This window comes from Gordonia paraffinivorans NBRC 108238, from assembly GCF_000344155.1.
GTDB classification, from domain to species: Bacteria; Actinomycetota; Actinomycetes; order Mycobacteriales; family Mycobacteriaceae; genus Gordonia; species Gordonia paraffinivorans.
The window spans coordinates 1-21,270 of record NZ_BAOQ01000048.1; the positions used below are offsets into that span (position 1 = coordinate 1).

Here is a 21,270-nt window from a genome sequence, read left to right on the forward strand (position 1 = left end):
AGCGAGGCGGGGGAGGCCGCGCGCGGCGGCGACCGCGGTCGTCACCCTGGAGCCCTGCAACCACACCGGACGCACCGGGCCGTGCGCGCAGGCGCTCATCGAGGCCGGGATCGCCGAGGTGCACTACGCGGTGAGCGACCCGAACCCGGTCGCCGCGGGCGGCGCCGAGACCCTGCGCGCCGCCGGCATCCGGGTCACCGGGGGAGTCTCGGTCGAGACGGTGGAGAACGGCCCGCTGCGCCCGTGGCTCACCCGGCAACGCCTCGGCCGCCCCTGGGTCACCGCGAAGATCGCCGCCGGCGTCGACGGCCGCATCGCCGCGCCCGACGGCACCAGCCAGTGGATCACCGGTCCCGCCGCACGCGAACACGCGCACCTGCAGCGCTCGCGGCTCGACGCCATCGTCATCGGCACCGGCACCGCCCTCGCCGACAACCCGAGCCTGACCGCCCGCACCCCCGACGGCGGCCTGTACCCGCACCAGCCGGCGCGCGTGATCCTCGGCCACCGGGACCTGCCGGCCGACGCCAACCTCCGCGACGACACGGGCGGGCCGCTCGTCCGGGTCGACTCGCACGACCCCGCCGACGTCCTCTCCGCGCTGCCCGACGCGCTGTGGGTGCTCGTCGAGGGCGGACCGCACGTCCTCGGGGCGTTCTTCGCCGCCGACCTCGTCGACGAGGTCCACGCCTACGTCGCGCCGATGGTCCTCGGCGCCGGTCAGAGCTCGATCGAGATCCCCGGCGTGACCACCCTGGCCGACGCCAGACGCTTCGCGACCTCCTCGGTCACCACCGTCGGCGATGATGTGTTGATCACACTCACGCGGAATCCGACGTCATCACACGTCCGCTGAACAGGGCGGCTTCGCCGGCACGCACCACCTCCGGCGTTTTACTCAGCGGAATTGCAATGCGACGCCCTTGATCGGGCGTGCTAGCGTCGATATCACCAGTTCTCGGGGCGGGGTGAGATTCCCCACCGGCGGTGATGAGGGTGCGGTGGATCCGCAGTCTCCAGCCCGCGAGCGCCTGCACTAGCAGGGTCAGCAGATTCGGTGAGATTCCGGAGCCGACGGTCATAGTCCGGATGAGAGAGAACAGGCGACACAGTGCCGCCCTGTCTGCTCCGAGCGAGCAGGAGGAGTGCGTGTTCACCGGAATCGTGGAGGAGCTCGGCGAGATCGCCGCCCGCGAGGATCTCTCTGACGCCGCCCGCTTCACCGTGCGGGGCCCCATCGTCACCGCCGATGCGCACCACGGCGACTCCATCGCGGTCAACGGCGTCTGTCTGACCGTCGTCGACCTCCGGCCCGGTGAGTTCACCGTGGACGTGATGGGCGAGACCCTCCGCCGCAGCTCGCTGTCCGACCTCTCTCCCGGCAGCAGGGTCAACCTCGAACGTGCGATGCCCGCCAACGGCCGCTTCGGCGGCCACATCGTGCAGGGACACGTCGACGGCACCGGCCGCGTCCTGTCGGTGAGCCCCTCGGAGAACTGGACGGTCGTACGGATCGGCGTGCCCGCGAAGCTCACCCGTTACCTCGTCGAGAAGGGATCGATCACCGTCGACGGTGTCTCCCTGACGGTCTCCGCCGTCGGCGGGGAGGGCGACGACTCGTGGTTCGAGATCTCGCTGATCCCCACGACCCTCAACGAGACCAACCTCGGTGAGACCCAACCGGGCACCGTGGTCAACCTCGAGGTCGACGTCATCGCCAAGTACGTTGAACGCCTGCACCTCGGACAGTCAACTGATGTTGCGGGGGCGAAATGAGCACAACGAGTGAGGTTCTGATGAGCGAGTCGCCGCGTGACGGTGAAGACACCACCGGTGAGGGCGTCAAGTTCGACACCATCGAGCGCGCCATCGCCGACATCGCGGCCGGCAAGCCGGTCGTGGTCGTCGACGACGAGGACCGCGAGAACGAGGGCGATCTGATCTTCGCGGCCGAGAAGGCCACCCCGGAGCTGGTCGCGTTCATGGTCCGCTACACGTCGGGCTACCTGTGCGTGCCGCTCGACGGCGACGCCTGCGACCGGCTCGGCCTGCCGCCGATGTACTCGGTCAACCAGGACAAGCACGGCACCGCCTACACCGTGACCGTCGACGCCCGCGAGGGCATCGGGACCGGCATCAGCGCCGCCGACCGCGCCACCACGATGCGGATGCTCGCCGATCCGGAGGCCACCGCAGACGACTTCACCCGGCCCGGCCACGTGGTGCCGCTGCGCGCCAAGGAGGGCGGCGTGCTGCGCCGTCCCGGCCACACCGAGGCCGCCGTCGATCTCGCCCGCCTCGCCGACCTCCAGCCGGCCGGCGTCATCTGCGAGATCGTCAGCCAGAAGGACGTGGGCTCGATGGCCCGCACCGACGAGCTGCGCGTCTTCGCCGACGAGCACGACCTCGCCCTGATCTCGATCGCCGACCTCATCGCCTGGCGCCGGCGCCACGAGAAGCACGTCGTCCGGGTGGCCGACGCCCGCATCCCCACCCGCCACGGCGCGTTCCGCGCGGTCGGGTACACCAGCATCTACGACGACGTCGAGCACGTCGCGCTGGTCCTCGGCGACATCACCGAGAACGACGGCCACGACGTCCTCGTCCGCGTGCACTCCGAATGCCTCACCGGCGACGTCTTCGGCTCGCTGCGGTGCGACTGCGGTCCACAGCTCGACGCCGCGATGGAGATGGTGGCGCAGGAGGGGCGCGGCATCGTGCTCTACATGCGCGGCCACGAGGGGCGCGGCATCGGCCTGTTGCACAAGCTGCAGGCCTACCAGCTGCAGGACGCCGGCGCCGACACCGTCGACGCCAACCTCGAACTCGGCCTGCCCGCAGACTCCCGCGACTACGGCCTCGGCGCGCAGATCCTCGTCGACCTCGGCGTGAAGTCGATGCGCCTGCTCACCAACAACCCGGCCAAGCGGGTCGGCCTCGACGGCTACGGCCTGCAGATCGTCGACCGGGTGCCGATGCCCGTGCGCGCCAACGCCGAGAACCTCCGCTACCTTCGGACCAAGCGCGATCGCATGGGTCACGACCTCGTGGGCCTCGACGATCCGCTCGACAGCGACGACGCATCTGAAGGAGCCCCCGCATGAGCGGCCACGGAGAACCGACCCTCGAACTCACCGACGCCTCCAGGCTGCGTCTGGCGATCGTCTCCTCCCAGTGGCACGAGAAGATCTGCGGCGCACTGCTCGACGGCGCGCTGCGGGCGGCGAAGGACAACGGCGTCACCGAGCCGACCGTCGTGCAGGTGGCCGGCGCCGTCGAGTTGCCGGTCATCGCGCAGGCGCTGGCCCGCACCCATGACGCGGTCGTCGCGCTCGGCGTCGTGATCAAGGGCGAGACACCGCATTTCGACTACGTCTGCGACGCCGTGACCGCCGGTCTGACGCGGGTCTCGCTCGACGAGTCGACCCCGGTCGGCAACGGCGTGCTCACCGTCCTCACCGAGGAGCAGGCCATCGCCCGCGCCGGCCTGCCCGGCTCGAGCGAGGACAAGGGCGCCCAGGCGTGCGTCGCGGCGCTGGCGTCCGCGCTCACGCTGCGCGCGCTGCAGCGCGGCGAGTCCCTGCCGTCGGTGGGCGGAGGAGCCTCCGAGTGAGTTCCTCCCCGGAGTGGGACCTGGTCTACCGGCCGCGAAAGCTGCCGCGGTATGCGATCGCGGCGGCCGTGGTCGTCCTCGCGATCCACATCACCTTCGGCCTGCTGCTGACGGTCGAGGACGTCGGCGTCCGTAACCTCGGCGGCTCCGACCAGGCCGCGATCATCGGCATCGGCGTCCTGTTCGCCGCCGCGATCCTCCTCCTGACCCGACCGCGGCTGCGCGTCGGGCCGCAGGGCGTGGAGGTGCGCAACCTCGTTCCGACGCGCATGTTCGGCTGGGACGAGATCCTGGGGCTGACGTATCCGGAGTCGGGGTTCGGCGCGTGGTTGCTGTTCCCGTCCGACGAACACATCACCGTGCTGGCGGTCCAGGCCGGCGACGGGCAGCGCGCCGTCGAGGCGATGGCCCGATTCCGCGAGCTCGAGGAGCGCTACCGCGGGTCCGTCCGACCCGCCAACTAGCCTGGACGACGTGGCCGACCCGACTACCTACCGTCCTGCGCCCGGAACCATCCCGACCGATCCCGGGGTGTACAAGTTCCGCGACGAGCACGGCCGAGTCATCTACGTGGGCAAGGCCAAGAACCTCCGCTCGCGCCTGACGTCGTACTTCGCCGACCTCGCCTCGCTGCACCCGCGCACCCGCCAGATGGTGACGACCGCGGCGTCGGTGGAGTGGACCGTCGTCGGCACCGAGGTCGAGGCGCTGCAGCTCGAGTACAACTGGATCAAGGAGTTCGACCCGCGGTTCAACGTCCGCTACCGCGACGACAAGACGTACCCGATGCTCGCGGTGACCCTCAACGAGGAGTATCCGCGGCTGTTCGTCTACCGCGGCCCGCGCCGCAAGGGCGTCCGCTACTTCGGCCCGTACTCGCACGCCTGGGCGATCCGCGAGACGGTCGACCTGCTCACCCGGGTGTTCCCGGCGCGGACCTGCTCGGCCGGCGTGTTCAAGCGCCACCGACAGATCGACCGGCCGTGCCTGCTCGGCTACATCGACAAGTGCGCCGCGCCCTGCATCGGCCGGGTGAGCGCCGCCGAGCACCGCGAGATCGTCGAGGACTTCTGCGACTTCCTCGCCGGCCGCACCGACCAGATGATCCGCCGGATGGAACGCGACATGACCGCGGCCGCCGAGGAACTCGACTTCGAGCGCGCCGCGCGCCTGCGCGACGACATCGGCGCGATGCGCCGTGCGATGGAGAAGCAGGCCGTGGTTCTCGGCGACGGGACCACCGCCGACGTCGTCGCCCTCGCCGGCGACGAGCTCGAGGTGTCGGTGCAGGTCTTCCACGTGCGCGACGGACGCGTCCGCGGCCAGCGCGGCTGGGTCGTCGAGCGCAGCGACAACGGCACCGACGCCGACGTCGTCGGCGACTTCGTCACCCAGTTCTACGGCGCCCAGGTCGATTTCGACGCCACCGTCGACGTCGGTGAGCACCGCGCCCATGGCGAGTCGGTCCCGCGGGAGGTGCTCGTCCCCGAACTGCCCGAGAACGCGGCCGAGCTCGAGGAGTTCCTCAGCCGGCTGCGGGGGAGTCGCGTGCGCCTGCGGGTCCCGCAGCGCGGCGACAAGAAGGCGCTGTTCGACACGGTCGTCCGCAACGCCGCCGAGGCGCTCGCCCAGCACAAGCTCAAGCGCGCCGGCGACCTCACCACCCGCTCGGCGGCGCTGACCGAGCTGCAGGAGGCGCTCATGCTCGACCAGGCGCCCCTGCGCATCGAGTGCGTCGACATCTCGCACGTGCAGGGCACCGACGTGGTGGCGTCGCTGGTCGTCTTCGAGGACGGGCTGCCCCGCAAGTCCGACTACCGCCACTATTCGATCCGGCAGGCCGCCGGCGACGGTCACTCCGACGACGTGGCGTCGATCGCCGAGGTGACCCGGCGTCGGTTCCTGCGGCACAAGGCCGACCGCGACGCCCCGCCGCCGGTCTCCGGCGAGGTCGGCGCCGAGCCCGAGACCCCTTCGCAGCCGCGGAAGTTCGCGTACCCGCCGAACCTGTTCGTGGTCGACGGCGGTGCGCCGCAGGTCCACGCGGCCGCGGCGGTCCTCGACGAACTCGGGGTCACCGACGTCGCGGTGATCGGCCTGGCCAAGCGCCTCGAGGAGGTGTGGGTGCCGGGGGAGGACGACCCGATGATCCTGCCGCGCAGCAGCCAGGCGCTGTTCCTGCTGCAGCGCGTGCGCGACGAGGCCCACCGGTTCGCCATCACCTTCCACCGGAGCAAGCGCAGCAAGCGGATGACCGAGTCGGTGCTCGACGGCATCCCCGGTCTCGGCAAGACACGCCGCACCGCGCTGGTGACCCACTTCGGGTCGGTCGCGCGGCTGCGTGAGGCATCCTTGGAGGAGATCGCCCGGGTCCCCGGGATCGGGTTGACCACCGCGCGTGCGGTGCAGACCGCGCTGGGTGGAGGCTCCGCGCCGGCGACGCCGGAGGAGGCCACACCGGCCGAGGCGGTGTCGGGGGCGGAAACGCCGGAGAAGACGGAGGTGTCGGTGGTGAGCGGTGACGCGGGACGGGGTGTCGATGACTGACGAGATGGCGACGGCCGACGCGACGACGCCCGACGAACCCGACTTCACCGTCCTCTTCGTCGCCGGCATGTCCGGCGCGGGCCGTTCCACCGCGGCGAACGTCCTCGAGGACGACGGCTGGTACGTCGCCGACAACGTGCCGCCGTCGCTGATCAAGACGATGGTCGGCATGGTCCGCGAGAGCGACCCGTCGATCAGGCGCCTCGCGATGGTGTTGCGCGCCTCCGACCCGAACCTCGCCCACGAGCTCGAGAACCTGCGCGACGACCTCGAGGCGTCCGGCATCCGCACGAAACTGCTGTACCTCGACGCGAGCGAGGAGGCGCTGGTGCGCCGCTTCGAGCAGGTGCGCCGCCGACATCCGTTGCAGGGCAAGGAAACCCTCGTCGAGGGCATCGCTCGTGAACGAACGATCCTGGCGCCGATCAAGAACGTCGCCGATCTCGTCGTGGAGACCTCCGCGCTGACCGCCGCCAAGCTGCGGTCGGTGGTCGAGGGCGTCTCGCCCGGCGACACCGAACCGCGGCTGAGCATCGCGGTGCAGTCCTTCGGCTTCAAGTACGGACTGCCAATCGACTCCGATCTCGTCGCCGACGTGCGATTCCTGCCCAATCCCCACTGGATCGACGAGCTGCGCGACCACAACGGCCGGGAGGCGCCGGTGCGCGACTACGTCCTCGGCCAGCCCGACGCCGCGGAGTTCCTCGACCTCTACACCGGCCTCGTCTCGATCGTGGGTCGCGGCTACCTCCGGGAAGGCAAGCGCTACATGACGATCAGCGTCGGCTGCACCGGCGGCAAGCACCGCAGCGTGGCGATCTCCGAGGAACTCGCCCGACGCCTCCGCACGGCCGTCGACGACGACGGGTCGGCGACCTACGACGTGCGCGTCCTGCACCGCGATCTGGGGCGCGAATGAGCACCGGGAATGCCCGCGCCGGCGGGACCGATCCCAGGATCGTCGCGCTGGGCGGCGGACACGGCCTGTACGCGACCCTGACCGCGATGCGCTACCTGAGTTCCGACATCACCGCGGTCGTCACGGTCGCCGACGACGGCGGGTCGTCGGGCCGACTCCGTGCCGAACTCGGGCTGATCCCGCCCGGCGACCTGCGGATGGCGCTGGCGGCCCTGATGTGCGCGCCCAAGGCGCTCGAGGACTTCCAGACCGCCGGCGACCCGGAGACCCGGCGCCGGCACGAACTGTGGGCCGAGGTGCTGCAGCACCGCTTCGGCGGGCGCGGCGCCCTCGCCGGTCATCCGATCGGCAACCTCATGCTCGCCGGACTCACCGAGGTCCTCGGCGACACCGTCGCCGCCCTGGACGAGCTCCGATCGATGTTCGGCATCAAGGGACACGTCCTGCCGATGTCGACGGTGCCCCTCGACATCGAGGCCGATGTGTCCGGCCTGGAGGCCGATCCCCGCATCAGCCGAGAGATCCGCGGTCAGGTCGCGGTCGCGACCACGCCGGGCAAGGTGCGCCGCGTCCGGCTCATCCCCGAGGACCCGCCGGCCTGTGAGAGTGCCGTGGAGGCAATCGATTCCGCCGACCTGGTGATGCTCGGGCCGGGCTCCTGGTTCTCCAGCGTGATCCCGCACGTGCTGGTCCCCGACCAGCTCAAGGCGCTGCAGCGCACCTCCGCGCGCAAGATCCTCGTCGTCAATCTGGCCCCGGAGCCGGGGGAGACGCCGGGCTTCAGCGTGGAGCGTCACCTGCACGTCCTGCACGCCCACGCCGACACCTTCCGCGTGGACCACGTGCTGGTCGACGAGGCGTCGGTCCCGGCGGGACGCGAGCGCGAACACCTCGAGCGCGCGGCCGGTCTCTTCGGCGCCGAACTCGTCGTCGGCGACGTGGCGGTGCCCGGCCGCCAGGTCCACGACCCCGCAAAAGTCGCGGCCGTGGTGAACGAACTGTGCGAAGGTGAACCGAACCGTTACTCTGACCGGGCGGACGCCTGAATCAGGCGATGTGTGAGGCACTTTTCTTCAGGGGACGTGTGGTCAGGTGATGGGAGGACAGGGACCGGTGGCGATGACGGCGGCGGTGAAGGACGAACTCAGTCGCCTGTCGGTGACCCAGGTGAGTTGCCGTAAGGCCGAGGTGTCGGCGCTGCTGCGTTTCGCCGGTGGGCTCCACATCGTCGGCGGCCGTGTCGTCGTCGAGGCCGAGGTCGACATGGGCAACGTCGCCCGGCGCCTGCGCCGCGAGATCCACGACCTGTTCGGCTACGCCTCCGACGTCCACGTGCTGCGCGGCGGCGGCCTGCGGAAGTCCGCCCGCTACATCGTGCGCGTCACCAAGGACGGCGAGGGCCTGGCCCGCCAGACCGGTCTGCTCGACCTGCGCGGCCGCCCGGTCCGCGGACTGCCCGCCCAGGTGGTCGGCGGCAGCGTCGCCGACGCCGAGGCCGCCTGGCGCGGCGCCTTTCTCGCGCACGGCTCGCTGACCGAGCCGGGCCGGTCGTCGGCGCTGGAGGTCAGCTGCCCGGGTCCGGAGGCCGCGCTCGCCCTCGTGGGCGCCGCCCGGCGGCTCGGGGTCACCGCCAAGGCGCGCGAGGTGCGCGGCGCCGACCGCGTGGTCATCCGCGACGGCGAGGCCATCGGCGCGCTGCTGACCCGCATGGGCGCCCACGACACCCGGCTGGTGTGGGAGGAGCGCCGGATGCGGCGCGAGGTCCGCGCCACCGCCAACCGGCTGGCGAACTTCGACGACGCGAACCTGCGCCGGTCCGCCCGGGCCGCGGTCGCGGCCGCGGCTCGCGTCGAGCGCGCCCTGGAGATCCTCGGCGACGACGTCCCCGAGCACCTCGTCGCCGCCGGCCAGCTGCGCATCACGCACCGCCAGGCGTCCTTGGAGGAGCTCGGCCAGCTCGCCGACCCGCCGATGACCAAGGACGCCGTCGCCGGCCGCATCCGCCGGCTGCTGTCGATGGCGGACAAGAAGGCGCGCGCCGAGGGCATTCCGGACACCGAGTCCGCGGTCACCTCCGAGCTGCTCGACGAGGCGTGATCGACACGATGCGGGGGACAGGTGGACCTGCAGTGTGCTCCGCCCGACCCCGCCTACTAGGCTGAAACCGACGTGTGCGGACCCGGCCACCTCGGGTGTGCCGACCCCACCGCCCACGGCGCGGCCAGACGGGGCTCGACCCACAGGCCTGACCATGAATACCGCTAAGGAGCACAACTGTGACTGTTCGGGTAGGCGTCAACGGATTCGGCCGAATCGGCCGCAACTTCTTCCGTGCCGTCGAAGCGCAAAAGGCTTTGGGCACCACTGACATCGAGATCGTCGCGGTCAACGACCTGACCGACAACGCGACCCTCGCGCACCTGCTGAAGTTCGACTCGATCCTCGGCCGTCTGCCCCAGGACGTCAGCCTCGAGGGCGAGGACACCATCGTGGTCGGCGACAAGAAGATCAAGGCGCTCGAGGTCAAGGAAGGCCCCGCCGCGATCCCGTGGGGCGACCTGGGCGTCGACGTCGTCGTCGAGTCGACCGGCATCTTCACCGCCCGCGCCAAGGCCCAGGGTCACCTGGACGCCGGCGCCAAGAAGGTCATCATCTCGGCCCCGGCCACCGATGAGGACATCACCATCGTCATGGGCGTCAACGACGACAAGTACGACGGCAGCCAGAACATCATCTCGAACGCCTCGTGCACCACGAACTGCCTCGGCCCGCTGGCCAAGGTCCTCAACGACGAGTTCGGCATCGTCAAGGGCCTGATGACCACGGTCCACGCCTACACCCAGGACCAGAACCTGCAGGACGGCCCGCACAAGGACCTGCGTCGCGCCCGCGCCGCCGCGACCAACATCGTCCCGACCTCGACCGGTGCCGCCAAGGCCATCGGCCTGGTCCTGCCGGAGCTGAAGGGCAAGCTCGACGGCTACGCCCTGCGTGTGCCGATCCCCACCGGCTCGGTCACCGACCTCACCGCGCAGCTGGCCAAGACCGCCACCGCCGAGGAGATCAACGCCGCGCTCAAGGCCGCCGCCGAGGGTCCGCTCAAGGGCATCCTGAAGTACTACGACGCCCCGATCGTCTCCTCCGACATCGTCACCGACCCGCACAGCTCGCTGTTCGACGCCGGCCTGACCAAGGTCATCGACGATCAGGCGAAGGTCGTGTCCTGGTACGACAACGAGTGGGGCTACTCCAACCGCCTCGTCGACCTCATCGGTCTCGTCGGCAAGTCGCTCTGACCCGCAGCCCCTCGTCGTAGAAACGGAAAGAGGAGTCAACGCCTCATGGGTGTACCCACTCTGAAGAACCTACTGGAAGAAGGGGTTTCGGGTCGGGGAGTGCTGGTCCGGTCGGATTTCAACGTCCCGCTCGACGGGTCGACGATCACCGACCCGGGCCGTATCCTCGCCTCCCTGCCCACGCTGAACGCGCTCATCGACGCCGGCGCGAAGGTGATCATCACCGCGCATCTCGGCCGTCCGAAGGGTGAGCCCGATCCGAAGTTCTCGCTCGCGCCGGTCGCGGCGCGCCTGAGCGAGGAGCTCGGCCGCAACGTGCAGCTCGCCGGCGACGTCGTCGGCACCGACGCGCTCGCACGGGCGGAGGGCCTCACCGAAGGCGACGTCCTGCTCCTGGAGAACATCCGCTTCGACCCGCGGGAGACCTCCAAGGACGACGCCGAGCGCGAGAAGCTCGCCAAGGCACTCGTCGAGCTCGTCGGCGAGGACGGCGCCTTCGTGTCGGACGGCTTCGGAGTGGTGCACCGCAAGCAGGCGTCGGTCTATGACGTCGCCAAGCTCCTCCCGCACTACGCGGGAGAGCTGGTGGCGGCCGAGGTCGAGGTCCTGTCGAAGCTCACCGAGGATCCGGCCCGCCCGTACGCGGTCGTCCTCGGCGGCTCGAAGGTCTCCGACAAGCTCGGCGTCATCGAGGCGTTGGCTCCCAAGGTCGACACGCTGGTGATCGGCGGCGGCATGGCGTTCACCTTCCTGGCGGTCCAGGGCCACTCGGTCGGCTCGTCGCTGCTGCAGGAAGACCAGATCGAGGTCTGCAAGGACCTGCTGGAGCGTTTCGGCGACGTCATCCACCTGCCCGTCGACGTGGTCGCCGCCGACAAGTTCGCCGCCGACGCCGAGTCGCAGACCGTCGCGGCCGACGCCATCCCGGACGGCTGGATGGGTCTCGACATCGGACCGGAGGCGGTCAAGCGGTTCGCCGCGGTGCTCTCGGGCGCCAAGACCATCTTCTGGAACGGCCCGTCGGGCGTGTTCGAGTTCGAGAAGTTCTCGGCCGGCACCCGCGGGGTCGCCGAGGCCATCGCGGGTGCGACCGGCAACGGGGCGTTCACGGTGGTCGGCGGCGGCGACTCGGCCGCCGCGGTGCGGACCCTGGGCCTGCCCGACAGCGACTTCTCGCACATCTCCACCGGCGGCGGCGCCTCCCTCGAGTACCTCGAGGGCAAGGAACTCCCCGGTCTCAAGGTTCTGGAGAGCTGAACCATGGCACAGCGCAAGCCGCTCATCGCGGGCAACTGGAAGATGAACCTCAACCACCTCGAGGCCATCGCCCTGGTTCAGAAGATCGCGTTCGCCCTGCCGGCGAAGTACTTCGACAAGGTCGACGTGACGGTCATCCCGCCGTTCACCGACATCCGCAGCGTGCAGACCGTCGTCGACGGCGACAAGCTGCTGCTCACCTACGGTGCGCAGGACCTGTCGCAGCACGACTCGGGTGCCTACACCGGCGAGATCAGCGGAGCCTTCCTCGCGAAGCTCGGCTGCACCTTCGTCATCGTGGGTCACTCGGAGCGTCGCACCATGCACGGTGAGACCGACGAGATCGTGCTCGCCAAGACCAAGGCCGCGCTGCGGCACGAGCTCACCCCGATCGTCTGCATCGGCGAGGGCCTCGAGGTCCGGGAGGCCGGCGAGCACGTCGCGTACAACGTGGCGCAGCTCAAGGGCTCCCTGGCGGGCCTGTCGGCGGCGGAGATCGCCAAGACCGTCATCGCCTACGAGCCGGTCTGGGCCATCGGCACCGGTCGCGTCGCCAGCTCGGCCGACGCGCAGGAGGTGTGCAAGGCCATCCGCGAGACCCTCGCGGAGATCGCCGACGCCGAGACGGCGGCGAGCGTGCGCATCCTCTACGGCGGCTCGGTGAACTCGAAGAACGTCGGCGAGCTCGTCGCCCAGCCCGACATCGACGGTGCTCTGGTCGGCGGCGCGTCGCTGAAGTCCGACGAGTTCGCGACGCTGTCGGCGATCGCCGCGGGTGGCCCCTTGCCCTGACGGGCCACACCCACGCGTAGACTGTGGCAGGTTGGTGTCCGATCATGGCCTCGTGCCGGTTCGGCGCCGCCTGCCACAGCTGTATTTCCAGGGGCTTTGAGGAAGGGCGTTACCTGTGCAAACCGCACTCGACATCGGACTGATCGTCACGAGCGTTCTGGTCATCGTGCTCGTCCTGCTGCACCGCGGCAAGGGCGGCGGTCTGTCGTCGCTGTTCGGTGGTGGCGTCCAGTCGAGCCTGTCCGGTTCGAGCGTCGTCGAGCGCAACCTCGACCGCCTGACCATCTTCGTCGGCCTGATCTGGGTGATCTTCATCATCGGCATCGGCATCGACATCAAGCTCTCCTGACCAGCGGCATCTGAGCTCTTGCGACCGGGGCGGCACGTGAGACGTGTCGCCCTGTTGTCGTCCCGGGATGCCGATGTCCCGAATCCTCGGAATACTGGTCGGCATGAGTGAATCCGTCCCTTCCCGGGGAGCCCCGGCCCGGCGTCCCTCCATCTCGATCGTCGACCACATCGTCGTCGACGACGAGGGTCGGGCACTCACCGAACCGTTGCGCGAGGACATCCGCCTGCTCGGCGGCATCCTCGGCGAGGTCGTGCGCGAGCATTCCGGCGACGACGTCTTCGAGCTGGTCGAGTCCGCGCGCAAGGCCGCTTTCGCGGTGCGGCGCAACGAGATCGACCGTGACGAGCTCGCCGCCAAGTTCGTCGACCTCGACGTCGACGTCGCGATCCCGATCATCCGGGCGTTCAGCCATTTCGCGCTGCTGGCGAATCTCGCCGAGGACATCCACCGCGAACGCCGCCGCGCCATCCACGTGCGCGCCGGCGATCCGCCGCAGAAGTCGAGCCTCGCGGCGACCTACCGGCAGCTGGCGGAGGCCGGGCTCGACGACGCCGAGGTCGGCAGGGCGCTGGCCGACGCCGCCGTCGTCCCGGTGATCACCGCCCACCCCACCGAGACCCGGCGCCGCACCGTCTTCGAGGCGCAGAACCGCATCACCGAGCTGATGCGGTTCCGCGAGCGCACCGAGCTCACGCCGGACGAGGAGGCGAAGGTCGCCGAGTCGATCCGGCGCCAGATCATCACGCTGTGGCAGACCGCGCTCATCCGCCTCGAACGGCTCACGATCCAGGACGAGATCCGTTCCGGGCTGCGGTACTACGACGCGTCCTTCTTCGAGGTCGTGCCCGAGATCAACACCTCCGTGCGCAAGGCCCTGCGCTCGGCCTACCCGCGGGCGGGGCTCGCCGAGGAGCCGATGATCCGGATGGGGTCGTGGATCGGCGGCGACCGCGACGGCAACCCGTACGTGACGCCGGAGGTCGTGACCCTGGCGACCACGCTCGCCGCGCAGACCGCGGTGCGTCACCACCTCGACGAGCTGGAGAACCTCGCCCAGGAGCTCAGCATGTCGGCGCGGCTCATCACCGCCGTCGAGCCGCTGCTCGAGCTGGCCGGCGCCGGCCCCGAGGACGCCGGCGCCGACGAGCCGTTCCGACTGGCGCTGAGGCACATCCGGGCGCGCCTGGTTGCCACTGCGGACGAGATGTTCGACGAGGGCTTCCTGTCGTCGAACGACCTGCTCCTCATCGACGGCGAAGAGCCCTACGCCGGTGCCGGCGAGCTGCTCGCCGACCTCGACGTCGTCGACGCGGCCCTGCGGGCCAACAACGACGGGCTCATCGCCGACGACCGGCTCCTCGCGCTGCGAGAGGCCGTGCGCACCTTCGGTTTCCATCTGTCGGGTCTGGACATGCGCCAGAACTCCGACATGCACGAGGAGGTCGTCGCCGAGCTTCTCGCCTGGGCGGGCGTCCACCCCGACTACGCGTCGCTCGACGAGCCGGACCGGGTGGAGATCCTCACTGCGGAACTGCAGGCGCGGCGTCCGCTGACCCGGCCCGACGCCGAACTCAGCGAACTGGCCACCAAGGAGCTCGGCATCGTGCGCGCCGCGGCACGGGCGGTGGCGACCTTCGGCCCCGAGGCCGTGCCGAACTACATCATCTCCATGTGCACCTCGGTGAGCGACATGCTGGAGGCGCTGATCCTGCTGAAGGAGGCGGGCATCTACGATCCGGGGCCCGCGGGGGAGAACTCGCCGAGGTGCACGGTGCGGGTGGTGCCGTTGTTCGAGACGATCGAGGACCTGCAGCAGGGCGCGGCCACGATGGCCGCCGTCCTCGACGTGCCGTTCTACCGGGCGCTGGTCGAGTCGCAGAACGGCATGCAGGAGATCATGCTCGGCTACTCCGACTCCAACAAGGACGGCGGCTACATGGCCGCCAACTGGGCGCTCTATCGAGCCGAGCTCGATCTGGTCGAGATGGCCGCGAAGGCGGGAATCCGGTTGCGGCTGTTCCACGGTCGAGGCGGCACCGTCGGCCGCGGCGGCGGCCCGAGCTACGACGCGATCCTCGCGCAGCCGCCGGGCGCGGTGCAGGGATCGCTGCGGATCACCGAGCAGGGCGAGATCATCGCGGCCAAGTACGCCGAACCCGTCGTCGCGCGCCGCAACCTGGAGACGCTGCTCGCCGCGACCATCGAGTCGTCGTTGCTCGACGTCGAGGGTCTCGGCGAGGAGTCGGAGTCTGCCTACGAGGTCATGGACGACATCGCCGCCAAGGCCCGGGCCGCCTACAGCCGCCTGGTCCACCAGACGCCGGGATTCGTCGAGTACTTCACCACGTCGACGCCGCTGTCGGAGATCGGCGCCCTCAACATCGGGTCGCGGCCGGCCTCGCGCAAGCAGACCGAGAAGATCTCCGACCTCCGCGCGATCCCGTGGGTGCTGTCGTGGACGCAGTCCCGCGTCATGCTCCCGGGCTGGTACGGCACCGGTTCGGCATTCGAGGAGTGGGTGGGCGACGACGAGTCGCGCCTGGAGACCCTGCGCCGCTACTACGAGAGGTGGCCGTTCTTCCGCAGCGTGATGTCGAACATGGCGCAGGTCCTGGCGAAGTCGGACATGAGCCTCGCGCACCGCTACGCCCAGCTCGTCCCCGACGAGGAGCTGCGCGACAAGGTGTTCGGGATGATCGTCGACGAGCACGAGCGGACGATCGAGATGTACGCCAAGATCACCGGCACCGACGATCTGCTGCACGACAACGCGGCGCTCAAGCGATCCGTCTACAACCGGTTCCCGTACCTCGAACCGCTGAACCTGCTGCAGGTCGAGTTGCTGCGTCGCTTCCGCGCGGGGGAGGACACCCCGCTCGTCCGTCGCGGCATCCAGCTGACGATGAACGGCCTGGCGACGGCGCTGCGCAACTCGGGCTAGCGTTCAGACGCCGCAGCGGCGATGTGCGGCGATGCCCTCGAGACCGGGGGACACGTCGTCGATGCTGCCGCTGATCCCGCGGGGTGAGAGGCTGCCCGCACGGTCGCCGGCGGTGACGACGACGAGCGCCCGGCGGCCTTCGAGTCCGCCGCGCCCGTACTTGAGCATCCGCCCCGTCTCGGGATCCGGCACGTGGTAGGCGAACCCGCTCTCGAAGACCCGGTCCACCCAGCCCTTGAGGATCGCCGGCATCCCGTACCACCACAGCGGGAACTGCAGGACCACGAGGTCGGCGGCGAGGAGTTTCCGCTGTTCGGCGCGGACCTCCTCGACGCGTTCGGGGGCGTCGGCGTCCCCGGCGCGCAGGAGCGGATCCCATCGCATTTGATAGAGGTCGGATTCGGCGACGTCCCAACCGTTCTCGCGCAGGGCCGCGACCCCCGCGTCGCGGAGTCGGCCGCTCAGCGAGCCGGGCCGCGGTGGGGCGGGAGGCCGTGGGGACGTGCGGCGGCAGGGCGGTGGGGTGCCGAAGCGGGCGGGTGCGTCGATGCTGGACGCGGTGGATGCGGTTTACCTGGGAGGTGACGGGGCCGCGTCCAGCCAGGCGTCGACGGTCGCCCGAGCGAGCTCCGTCATACGGCGCCCGTATGCCGCCGCACCCCCGGCCGTGAACCCTCCCGGGCCGCGCAGGTGGTGGACGCTGAGCCGGAAGCCGGTCGGGGAGGGGACGTCCGGCAGTGGGTGGTAGCCGGCGAGCTCCGGCGGCACCACGTCGGGGCTGGACCCGCGGTTGCGGGACACGGTGCGGCGGGCGACCGCGTTGAGCGCCTCGATGCCCCGGTTGAGGAACAGCTGCAGCCAGCGGAACTGGGTGTCGGCGTAGCGCTCGTCCCGCTGCGAGGGGTGCTGCAGCAGGAACGAGCAGACGAGCGGGTTGTGCCAGGCGTACATCTCGGGGTCGGCCTGCTCCTCGGCCAGGGCGGCGTGCCAGACGTCGACGCAGGGCGACACCGCGCCGCACTCACACGTCGAGTCCATGCGGCGATTGTAGGTCGCGGTCAGCGCACCACGTCGTAGACGAGCTTCTGGATGTCGTTGGCGTAGACCTCGTGCTCGACCAGCTTGAGCTTGGTGACGTCCGTGACCGACTCGCTGAACAGCCGATTGCCCTCGCCGAGCAGCAGCGGGAAGACGAGCAGGTCGTAGCGGTCGACGAGGCCGGCGTCGGCCAGGCTCTTCCCGAGCGTGGCGCTGCCGTGGACCTGGATCTGCCCGTCGACCTCCTCCTTGACCCTCGCGACGTCGTCCACGGACCGCAGGATCGTCGCTGGCCAGTCCGGGTGGGGTCTCGGTCATGGTCGTCGACACGACATAGCGGGGGAGGGAGTTGTACCGCTCGAACTCGTCCATCGACGGCCACACCGGCGTGAACTCCTCGTACGACCGGCGGCCCAGCAGCAGCGCGCTGCACTCCTCCTGCTCGCGGCCCTTGAGCTCGTAGGCCTACTCGACGAACGGCACCTCGCTGAACGTCCACCCGGCGTGGCGGTAGGTGCCCCCGCCCGGGTCCTCCATGACGCCGTCGAGCGAGACGAACGCGGTGACGATCAGCTGTGCCATGCCTTCTCCTGGGTCTCGGAGGTCTTGTCGCGCACTGACTCCCGGTCCGGCGGGTAGTCATCGGTCCCCGGGCGCGGCGCCGATCGCGCGGCGCTTCTCGTCGAGATAGAGGCCGACGGGTCGTCCGGGACCGCCTCATCCGGCGGCCACCGGCAGCAGCGCCCGCACCCTGACCTCGGCCCCGGCCTCGACCGCGAGCTCCCTCTCCGCCTCATCGCGTCGGGGTGGGCGAGGACCCAGAGTGTGTTGCCGCGCGTGTGGCGTGCAACGCACGAGGGCGCGGACTGAGTCCTGGGAGGTCCGGGTCCGATGCGGCTCAGCCGTAGTGGCAGACGTAGCTGACGGGCTCGGTGACCTCGATGTCGAACGACGAGTCGCCGGGCACCGAGAACGAGTCGCCGGCGCCGTAGGAGACCCAGTCCTCGCTGCCTGCGAGTCGGACCCGGCACGCGCCGGTGTGCAGTTCCATGACCTCGGGCGCCGCGGTGCCGAAGGCGAGGGTGGCGGGCAGGATCACGCCGGCCGACTTGCGGGTGCCGTCGGCGAGATGGAACGTGTGGCTCACGCACTTGCCGTCGAAGTAGACGTTGGCGCGCGGGTCGAGGGTCACGTTCGCGTAGGTCGAGGTCTCGGTCACGAGGACGAAGCCTACCGCCTCAGTCGAGCTTGCCCGCGGCGGCGTCGTCGAGGAACCAGAGCGTCTCCTCGGTGCCGTGTGCGCCCGCGCACGGCCAGTCTGCGGGGTCGGCGCCGGCGTGCGCCGCGGCGACGGCCTCGGCCTTGTCGGCACCGGCCACCAGGAACCACACCGACCGCGCACGGTTGACCACCGGCAGGGTCAGCGTGATCCGACGCGGCGGAGGCTTCGGCGAATCCTCGACGGCGACAACGGACTTCTCGGTTTCGAGGGTGGCCGGACGGTGCGGGAACAGCGAGTTGATGTGTCCCTCGCCGCCCATGCCGAGCAGATGCAGGTCGAAGTGGGGCGCCACACCGTCGGACGAGCGCCCGGCCAGGATGGCGGCGTAATCGGCCGCGGCGGCGTCGATGTCGTCGCCGAACGGGCCGTCGGACGGAGCCATCGGGAACACCCGGCCCGGGTCCACCGGCACCTTGTCCAGCAGCGCCTCGCGGGCCTGGCCGGAGTTGCGCTCGGGATCGTCGGCGGGCACGAAACGGTCGTCGCCCCAATAGATGTCGACCCTCGACCAGTCGATCGAGCCGCTGTCGGCGGCCAGCGTCGACAGGATGCCGATGCCGTTGCTGCCACCGGTCAGCACGACGCTGGCCACCCCGCGCTCGGCCTGGGCGCGGGTGACGAGGTCGACGAACCGCGCGGCCGCGGTGGTGAGGAGTTCCTGCTTGGAGTCGAAGACGAGTGTCTCGGTGGTCACGGGGTTCACTCCTTGTCGGCGGTTGCCGGATCGTCTTGCTGCGCTGCGTCGGCGATGGCCGCACGAAGGTCCGCGCGGATGCTCGCCTCCTGCTCCGGGGAGATCCGCTCCACCTCGGCAACCCCCGCGAGTGCCTTGGCGTACACCTCGTCGACGTCGAGCCGGCGCAACTCCTCGGCGATGCAGACCGGCAGGGACCGCGGGGTCATCGCGATCCGGCCGTCCGGCTTGCCGGGTGCGGTCAGGACCGCGTTGTTGTTCTCGTCGACGGCGAGCACGGTGTCACCGTCGGTGCGGACCAGGCGGACCTCGAAGCTGCCGGTGAACCGCCGCGTCGGCACGCCGAGTGCCGAACGCAACCACCCGGCGAGCAGGTCGATGGCCGGACTGCGGTCGGGGCCGGTCACGTCGACGGCGACGACCTCCATGTACGGCGGACGGTCGAGCGCCGACGCCAGGATGGCCCGCCACGGGGTGAGCTGGGTCCACGCGAGGTCGGTGTCGCCGGGGGAGTACCCGGCGAGCCGGCGCTTGAGCACGGTGTTGAGGGCCGGGTCGCGGTTGGCGTCGGTGATGCGCCGGCGCCCGAGCTGGCCGAGCGGATCGGCCGCCGGGGACCGGGGGCCGATACTCGGCCACCAGGTCACCACCGGCGTGTCCGGCAGCAGGAACGGTATCACCACCGAATGCGCGTTGTCGGCGAGCTCGCCCGCCAGCGCCAGCACGATGATCTCCGACGCGCCCGCGTCGCCGCCGATGCGGATCTCGGCGTCCATCCGCGAACGGGCATGGCGCACACCGCGCGAGATGACGATGACGCGGCTGGGATGCTCGCGGCTGGCGGCGATGGCCGCCTCGATGGCGCCCTCGGTGGGCTCGTCGTGCTCGGCGCAGACGACCAGTGTGAGCACCCGGCCGCTGTTGACCGCACCCTCGGTGTCGCGGAGCTTCACCAGCTGTTTGGCGACCTCGCGGCTCGTCGTGTTGGGCAGGCTGACGATCATGGACGCCTCCACTGTCGGCCGTGACGCGCGAGCATCTCGTCGGCGGAGGCCGGACCCCAGGTGCCCGCCTCGTAGGGCTCGGGCCGGCCGCTCTTCGCCCAGTGCTCCAGGACGGGATCGAGGATCTTCCAGGACAACTCGACTTCCTCGTTGACCGGGAACAGCGACGGTTCGCCGAGGAGCACGTCGAGGATCAGACGCTCGTAGGCCTCCGGGGAGGCCTCGGTGAAGGCGGTGCCGTAGCTGAAGTCCATGTTGACGTCACGGACCTCCATGCTCGACGCGGGCACCTTGGAGCCGAACCGCAGCGTGATGCCCTCGTCGGGCTGCACGCGGATCACCAGCACATTCTGGCTGAGTTCCTCGGTCATCGTCTGGTCGAAGGGCAGGTGCGGGGCGCGCTTGAACACCAGCGCGATCTCCGTCACCCGGCGCCCGAGGCGCTTGCCGGTGCGCAGGTAGAACGGCACACCCGCCCAGCGCCGGGAGTCGACCTCCAGCGCGATCGCGGCGAAGGTCTCCGTCGTGGAGTCCTTCGCGAAACCCTTCTCGTCCTTGAGGCCAGGGACCTTCTCGCTGCCCTGCCATCCGGCCGTGTACTGGCCGCGTGCCGTGTTCTCCGACAGCGGCTCGATGTTGCGGGTCGCGGACAGCACCTTGATCTTCTCGGCCTGCAGTTGCTTGGGCTCGAAGGAGATCGGCTCCTCCATGGCCACCAGCGCCATCAGCTGCAACAGGTGGTTCTGGATGACGTCGCGCGCCGCGCCGATCCCGTCGTAGTAGCCGGCACGGCCGCCGAGGCCGATGTCCTCGGCCATGGTGATCTGGACGTGGTCGACGTAGTGGGAACTCCACAGCGGATCGAACAGCTGGTTGGCGAAGCGCAGCGCCAGGATGTTCTGGACCGTCTCCTTGCCGAGGTAGTGGTCGATGCGGAACACCGACGACTCCGGGAACACCGAGTTGACGATCGCGTTGAGCTCGCGGGCCGACTCCAGGTCGTGGCCGAAGGGCTTCTCGATGACCACGCGACGCCAGCTGTCGCCCTCCGGCGCAGCCAGGCCGCTGCGTTCGAGCTGCTCGCACACCGTCGGGAAGGCCTTCGGCGGGATCGACAGGTAGAAGGCGTGATTGCCGTCGGTCCCGCGCTCGGCGTCGAGCGACTTCAGCGTCGACTTCAGCCGGTCGAAGGCGGCGTCGTCGTCGAACTCGCCCTGCACGAAGCGGAAGCCCTCGGCCAGGCGCTCCCAGACCTCCTCGCGGAAACCCGTCCGGGAGTGCTCGCGGACGGCGTCGTGCACGATGGCGCCGAAGTCCTCGTCGCTCCAGTCCCGCCGGGCGAACCCGACGAGGGCGAAGGAGGGCGGGAGGAGACCGCGGTTGGCGAGGTCGTAGACCGCGGGCATCAGCTTCTTGCGGGCGAGGTCGCCGGTGACGCCGAAGATCACCAGGCTGGACGGCCCCGCGATCCGCGGGAGTCTCTTGTCCTGTGGGTGACGGAGGGGATTGACCCACCGAGCCTCGTCGGTCACGGC

General features: G+C 70.2%; 20 protein-coding genes, 1 pseudogene and 1 riboswitch. Of the genes and pseudogenes, 14 read left to right on the top strand and 7 right to left on the bottom strand.

All coding sequences use genetic code 11. The features are described from left to right. The 14 genes and pseudogenes from ribD to ppc form a co-directional block, all read left to right on the top strand. Positions 1-856, top strand: a pseudogene (ribD, locus tag GP2_RS19130) (bifunctional diaminohydroxyphosphoribosylaminopyrimidine deaminase/5-amino-6-(5-phosphoribosylamino)uracil reductase RibD); the annotation flags it as partial. Between the two features lie 94 nt (positions 857-950). Beyond that, positions 951-1,105: riboswitch (FMN riboswitch) on the top strand. Between the two features lie 44 nt (positions 1,106-1,149). Then, entirely contained in the window at positions 1,150-1,776 is a 627-nt protein-coding gene (locus GP2_RS19135; RefSeq protein WP_006902244.1) for a riboflavin synthase, read from the top strand. 20 nt (positions 1,777-1,796) lie between these two features. After that, positions 1,797-3,104 (top strand): bifunctional 3,4-dihydroxy-2-butanone-4-phosphate synthase/GTP cyclohydrolase II, encoded by a 1,308-nt coding sequence (locus GP2_RS19140; protein WP_006902245.1) that lies wholly within the window; start codon positions 1,797-1,799, stop codon positions 3,102-3,104. After that, positions 3,101-3,613: a 6,7-dimethyl-8-ribityllumazine synthase gene (gene ribH, locus GP2_RS19145; RefSeq protein WP_006902246.1), complete on the top strand. Its 513-nt coding sequence runs from the start codon at positions 3,101-3,103 to the stop codon at positions 3,611-3,613. Before GP2_RS19140 ends, ribH begins: the two co-directional genes overlap by 4 nt. Beyond that, positions 3,610-4,077 carry a PH domain-containing protein gene (locus GP2_RS19150; protein ID WP_006902247.1) on the top strand — a complete coding sequence of 156 codons (468 nt, stop codon included), beginning with the start codon at positions 3,610-3,612 and terminating at the stop codon, positions 4,075-4,077. The genes ribH and GP2_RS19150 overlap by 4 nt, the downstream gene beginning before the upstream one ends. A gap of 10 nt (positions 4,078-4,087) precedes the next feature. Continuing rightward, a complete protein-coding gene (gene uvrC, locus GP2_RS19155) occupies positions 4,088-6,160 on the top strand; it encodes an excinuclease ABC subunit UvrC (RefSeq protein ID WP_006902248.1) in 2,073 nt (690 codons plus the stop codon). Continuing rightward, positions 6,153-7,079 carry an RNase adapter RapZ gene (gene rapZ, locus GP2_RS19160; RefSeq protein ID WP_040527499.1) on the top strand — a complete coding sequence of 309 codons (927 nt, stop codon included), beginning with the start codon at positions 6,153-6,155 and terminating at the stop codon, positions 7,077-7,079. Before uvrC ends, rapZ begins: the two co-directional genes overlap by 8 nt. Next, positions 7,076-8,125 carry a gluconeogenesis factor YvcK family protein gene (locus tag GP2_RS19165; RefSeq protein WP_006902250.1) on the top strand — a complete coding sequence of 350 codons (1,050 nt, stop codon included), beginning with the start codon at positions 7,076-7,078 and terminating at the stop codon, positions 8,123-8,125. The genes rapZ and GP2_RS19165 overlap by 4 nt, the downstream gene beginning before the upstream one ends. A gap of 73 nt (positions 8,126-8,198) precedes the next feature. Beyond that, the gene (whiA, locus tag GP2_RS19170; protein ID WP_174320740.1) at positions 8,199-9,176 is read left to right on the top strand and encodes a DNA-binding protein WhiA; all 978 of its coding nucleotides are present in this window, start codon (positions 8,199-8,201) and stop codon (positions 9,174-9,176) included. Positions 9,177-9,355: 179 nt separating this feature from the next. Beyond that, positions 9,356-10,375: a type I glyceraldehyde-3-phosphate dehydrogenase gene (gene gap, locus GP2_RS19175; protein WP_006902252.1), complete on the top strand. Its 1,020-nt coding sequence runs from the start codon at positions 9,356-9,358 to the stop codon at positions 10,373-10,375. 45 nt (positions 10,376-10,420) lie between these two features. Then, a complete protein-coding gene (locus tag GP2_RS19180) occupies positions 10,421-11,632 on the top strand; it encodes a phosphoglycerate kinase (RefSeq protein ID WP_006902253.1) in 1,212 nt (403 codons plus the stop codon). A gap of 3 nt (positions 11,633-11,635) precedes the next feature. Further along, complete coding sequence (gene tpiA, locus GP2_RS19185) at positions 11,636-12,424, top strand: triose-phosphate isomerase (protein WP_006902254.1); 789 nt, start codon at positions 11,636-11,638, stop codon at positions 12,422-12,424. Between the two features lie 115 nt (positions 12,425-12,539). Further along, positions 12,540-12,773, top strand: coding sequence for a preprotein translocase subunit SecG (gene secG, locus GP2_RS19190; RefSeq protein WP_006902255.1), 234 nt, complete (start codon positions 12,540-12,542; stop codon positions 12,771-12,773). A 103-nt stretch (positions 12,774-12,876) separates the two neighbouring features. Further along, positions 12,877-15,717, top strand: a complete 2,841-nt coding sequence (ppc, locus tag GP2_RS19195) for a phosphoenolpyruvate carboxylase (protein ID WP_040527501.1) — start codon at positions 12,877-12,879, stop codon at positions 15,715-15,717. 3 nt (positions 15,718-15,720) lie between these two features. Here ppc and GP2_RS19200 read toward each other — a convergent pair whose 3' ends face one another. From GP2_RS19200 to zwf, 7 genes are all read right to left on the bottom strand, one after another. Continuing rightward, positions 15,721-16,266 carry an NAD(P)H-dependent oxidoreductase gene (locus GP2_RS19200; RefSeq protein WP_083900288.1) on the bottom strand — a complete coding sequence of 182 codons (546 nt, stop codon included), beginning with the start codon at positions 16,264-16,266 and terminating at the stop codon, positions 15,721-15,723. A 21-nt stretch (positions 16,267-16,287) separates the two neighbouring features. Beyond that, positions 16,288-16,755: a DUF5946 family protein gene (locus tag GP2_RS19205; protein WP_006902258.1), complete on the bottom strand. Its 468-nt coding sequence runs from the start codon at positions 16,753-16,755 to the stop codon at positions 16,288-16,290. A gap of 20 nt (positions 16,756-16,775) precedes the next feature. Then, on the bottom strand, positions 16,776-17,027 hold the full coding sequence (locus GP2_RS22435) for a dihydrofolate reductase family protein (protein ID WP_006902259.1): 252 nt from the start codon (positions 17,025-17,027) through the stop codon (positions 16,776-16,778). 626 nt (positions 17,028-17,653) lie between these two features. After that, a complete protein-coding gene (gene ppnP / locus GP2_RS19215) occupies positions 17,654-17,974 on the bottom strand; it encodes a pyrimidine/purine nucleoside phosphorylase (RefSeq protein WP_006902260.1) in 321 nt (106 codons plus the stop codon). A gap of 19 nt (positions 17,975-17,993) precedes the next feature. Then, on the bottom strand, positions 17,994-18,731 hold the full coding sequence (gene pgl / locus GP2_RS19220) for a 6-phosphogluconolactonase (protein WP_006902261.1): 738 nt from the start codon (positions 18,729-18,731) through the stop codon (positions 17,994-17,996). A gap of 5 nt (positions 18,732-18,736) precedes the next feature. After that, positions 18,737-19,735, bottom strand: a complete 999-nt coding sequence (locus GP2_RS19225; protein ID WP_006902262.1) for a glucose-6-phosphate dehydrogenase assembly protein OpcA — start codon at positions 19,733-19,735, stop codon at positions 18,737-18,739. Next, positions 19,732-21,267 carry a glucose-6-phosphate dehydrogenase gene (gene zwf, locus GP2_RS19230; RefSeq protein WP_006902263.1) on the bottom strand — a complete coding sequence of 512 codons (1,536 nt, stop codon included), beginning with the start codon at positions 21,265-21,267 and terminating at the stop codon, positions 19,732-19,734. Before zwf ends, GP2_RS19225 begins: the two co-directional genes overlap by 4 nt. Positions 21,268-21,270: the final 3 nt, after the last annotated feature.

Excerpts from the sequence above, each read along its gene's own strand:
- GP2_RS19140 (WP_006902245.1), top strand. The coding sequence starts at position 1,797 with ATGAGCGAGTCGCCGCGTGACGGTGAAGACACCACCGGTGAGGGCGTC.
- ribH (WP_006902246.1), top strand. The coding sequence starts at position 3,101 with ATGAGCGGCCACGGAGAACCGACCCTCGAACTCACCGACGCCTCCAGG.
- rapZ (WP_040527499.1), top strand. The coding sequence starts at position 6,153 with ATGACTGACGAGATGGCGACGGCCGACGCGACGACGCCCGACGAACCC.
- GP2_RS19165 (WP_006902250.1), top strand. The coding sequence starts at position 7,076 with ATGAGCACCGGGAATGCCCGCGCCGGCGGGACCGATCCCAGGATCGTC.
- whiA (WP_174320740.1), top strand. The coding sequence starts at position 8,199 with ATGACGGCGGCGGTGAAGGACGAACTCAGTCGCCTGTCGGTGACCCAG.
- GP2_RS19180 (WP_006902253.1), top strand. The coding sequence starts at position 10,421 with ATGGGTGTACCCACTCTGAAGAACCTACTGGAAGAAGGGGTTTCGGGT.
- tpiA (WP_006902254.1), top strand. The coding sequence starts at position 11,636 with ATGGCACAGCGCAAGCCGCTCATCGCGGGCAACTGGAAGATGAACCTC.
- ppc (WP_040527501.1), top strand. The coding sequence starts at position 12,877 with ATGAGTGAATCCGTCCCTTCCCGGGGAGCCCCGGCCCGGCGTCCCTCC.
- GP2_RS19205 (WP_006902258.1), bottom strand. The coding sequence starts at position 16,755 with ATGGACTCGACGTGTGAGTGCGGCGCGGTGTCGCCCTGCGTCGACGTC.
- GP2_RS19225 (WP_006902262.1), bottom strand. The coding sequence starts at position 19,735 with ATGATCGTCAGCCTGCCCAACACGACGAGCCGCGAGGTCGCCAAACAG.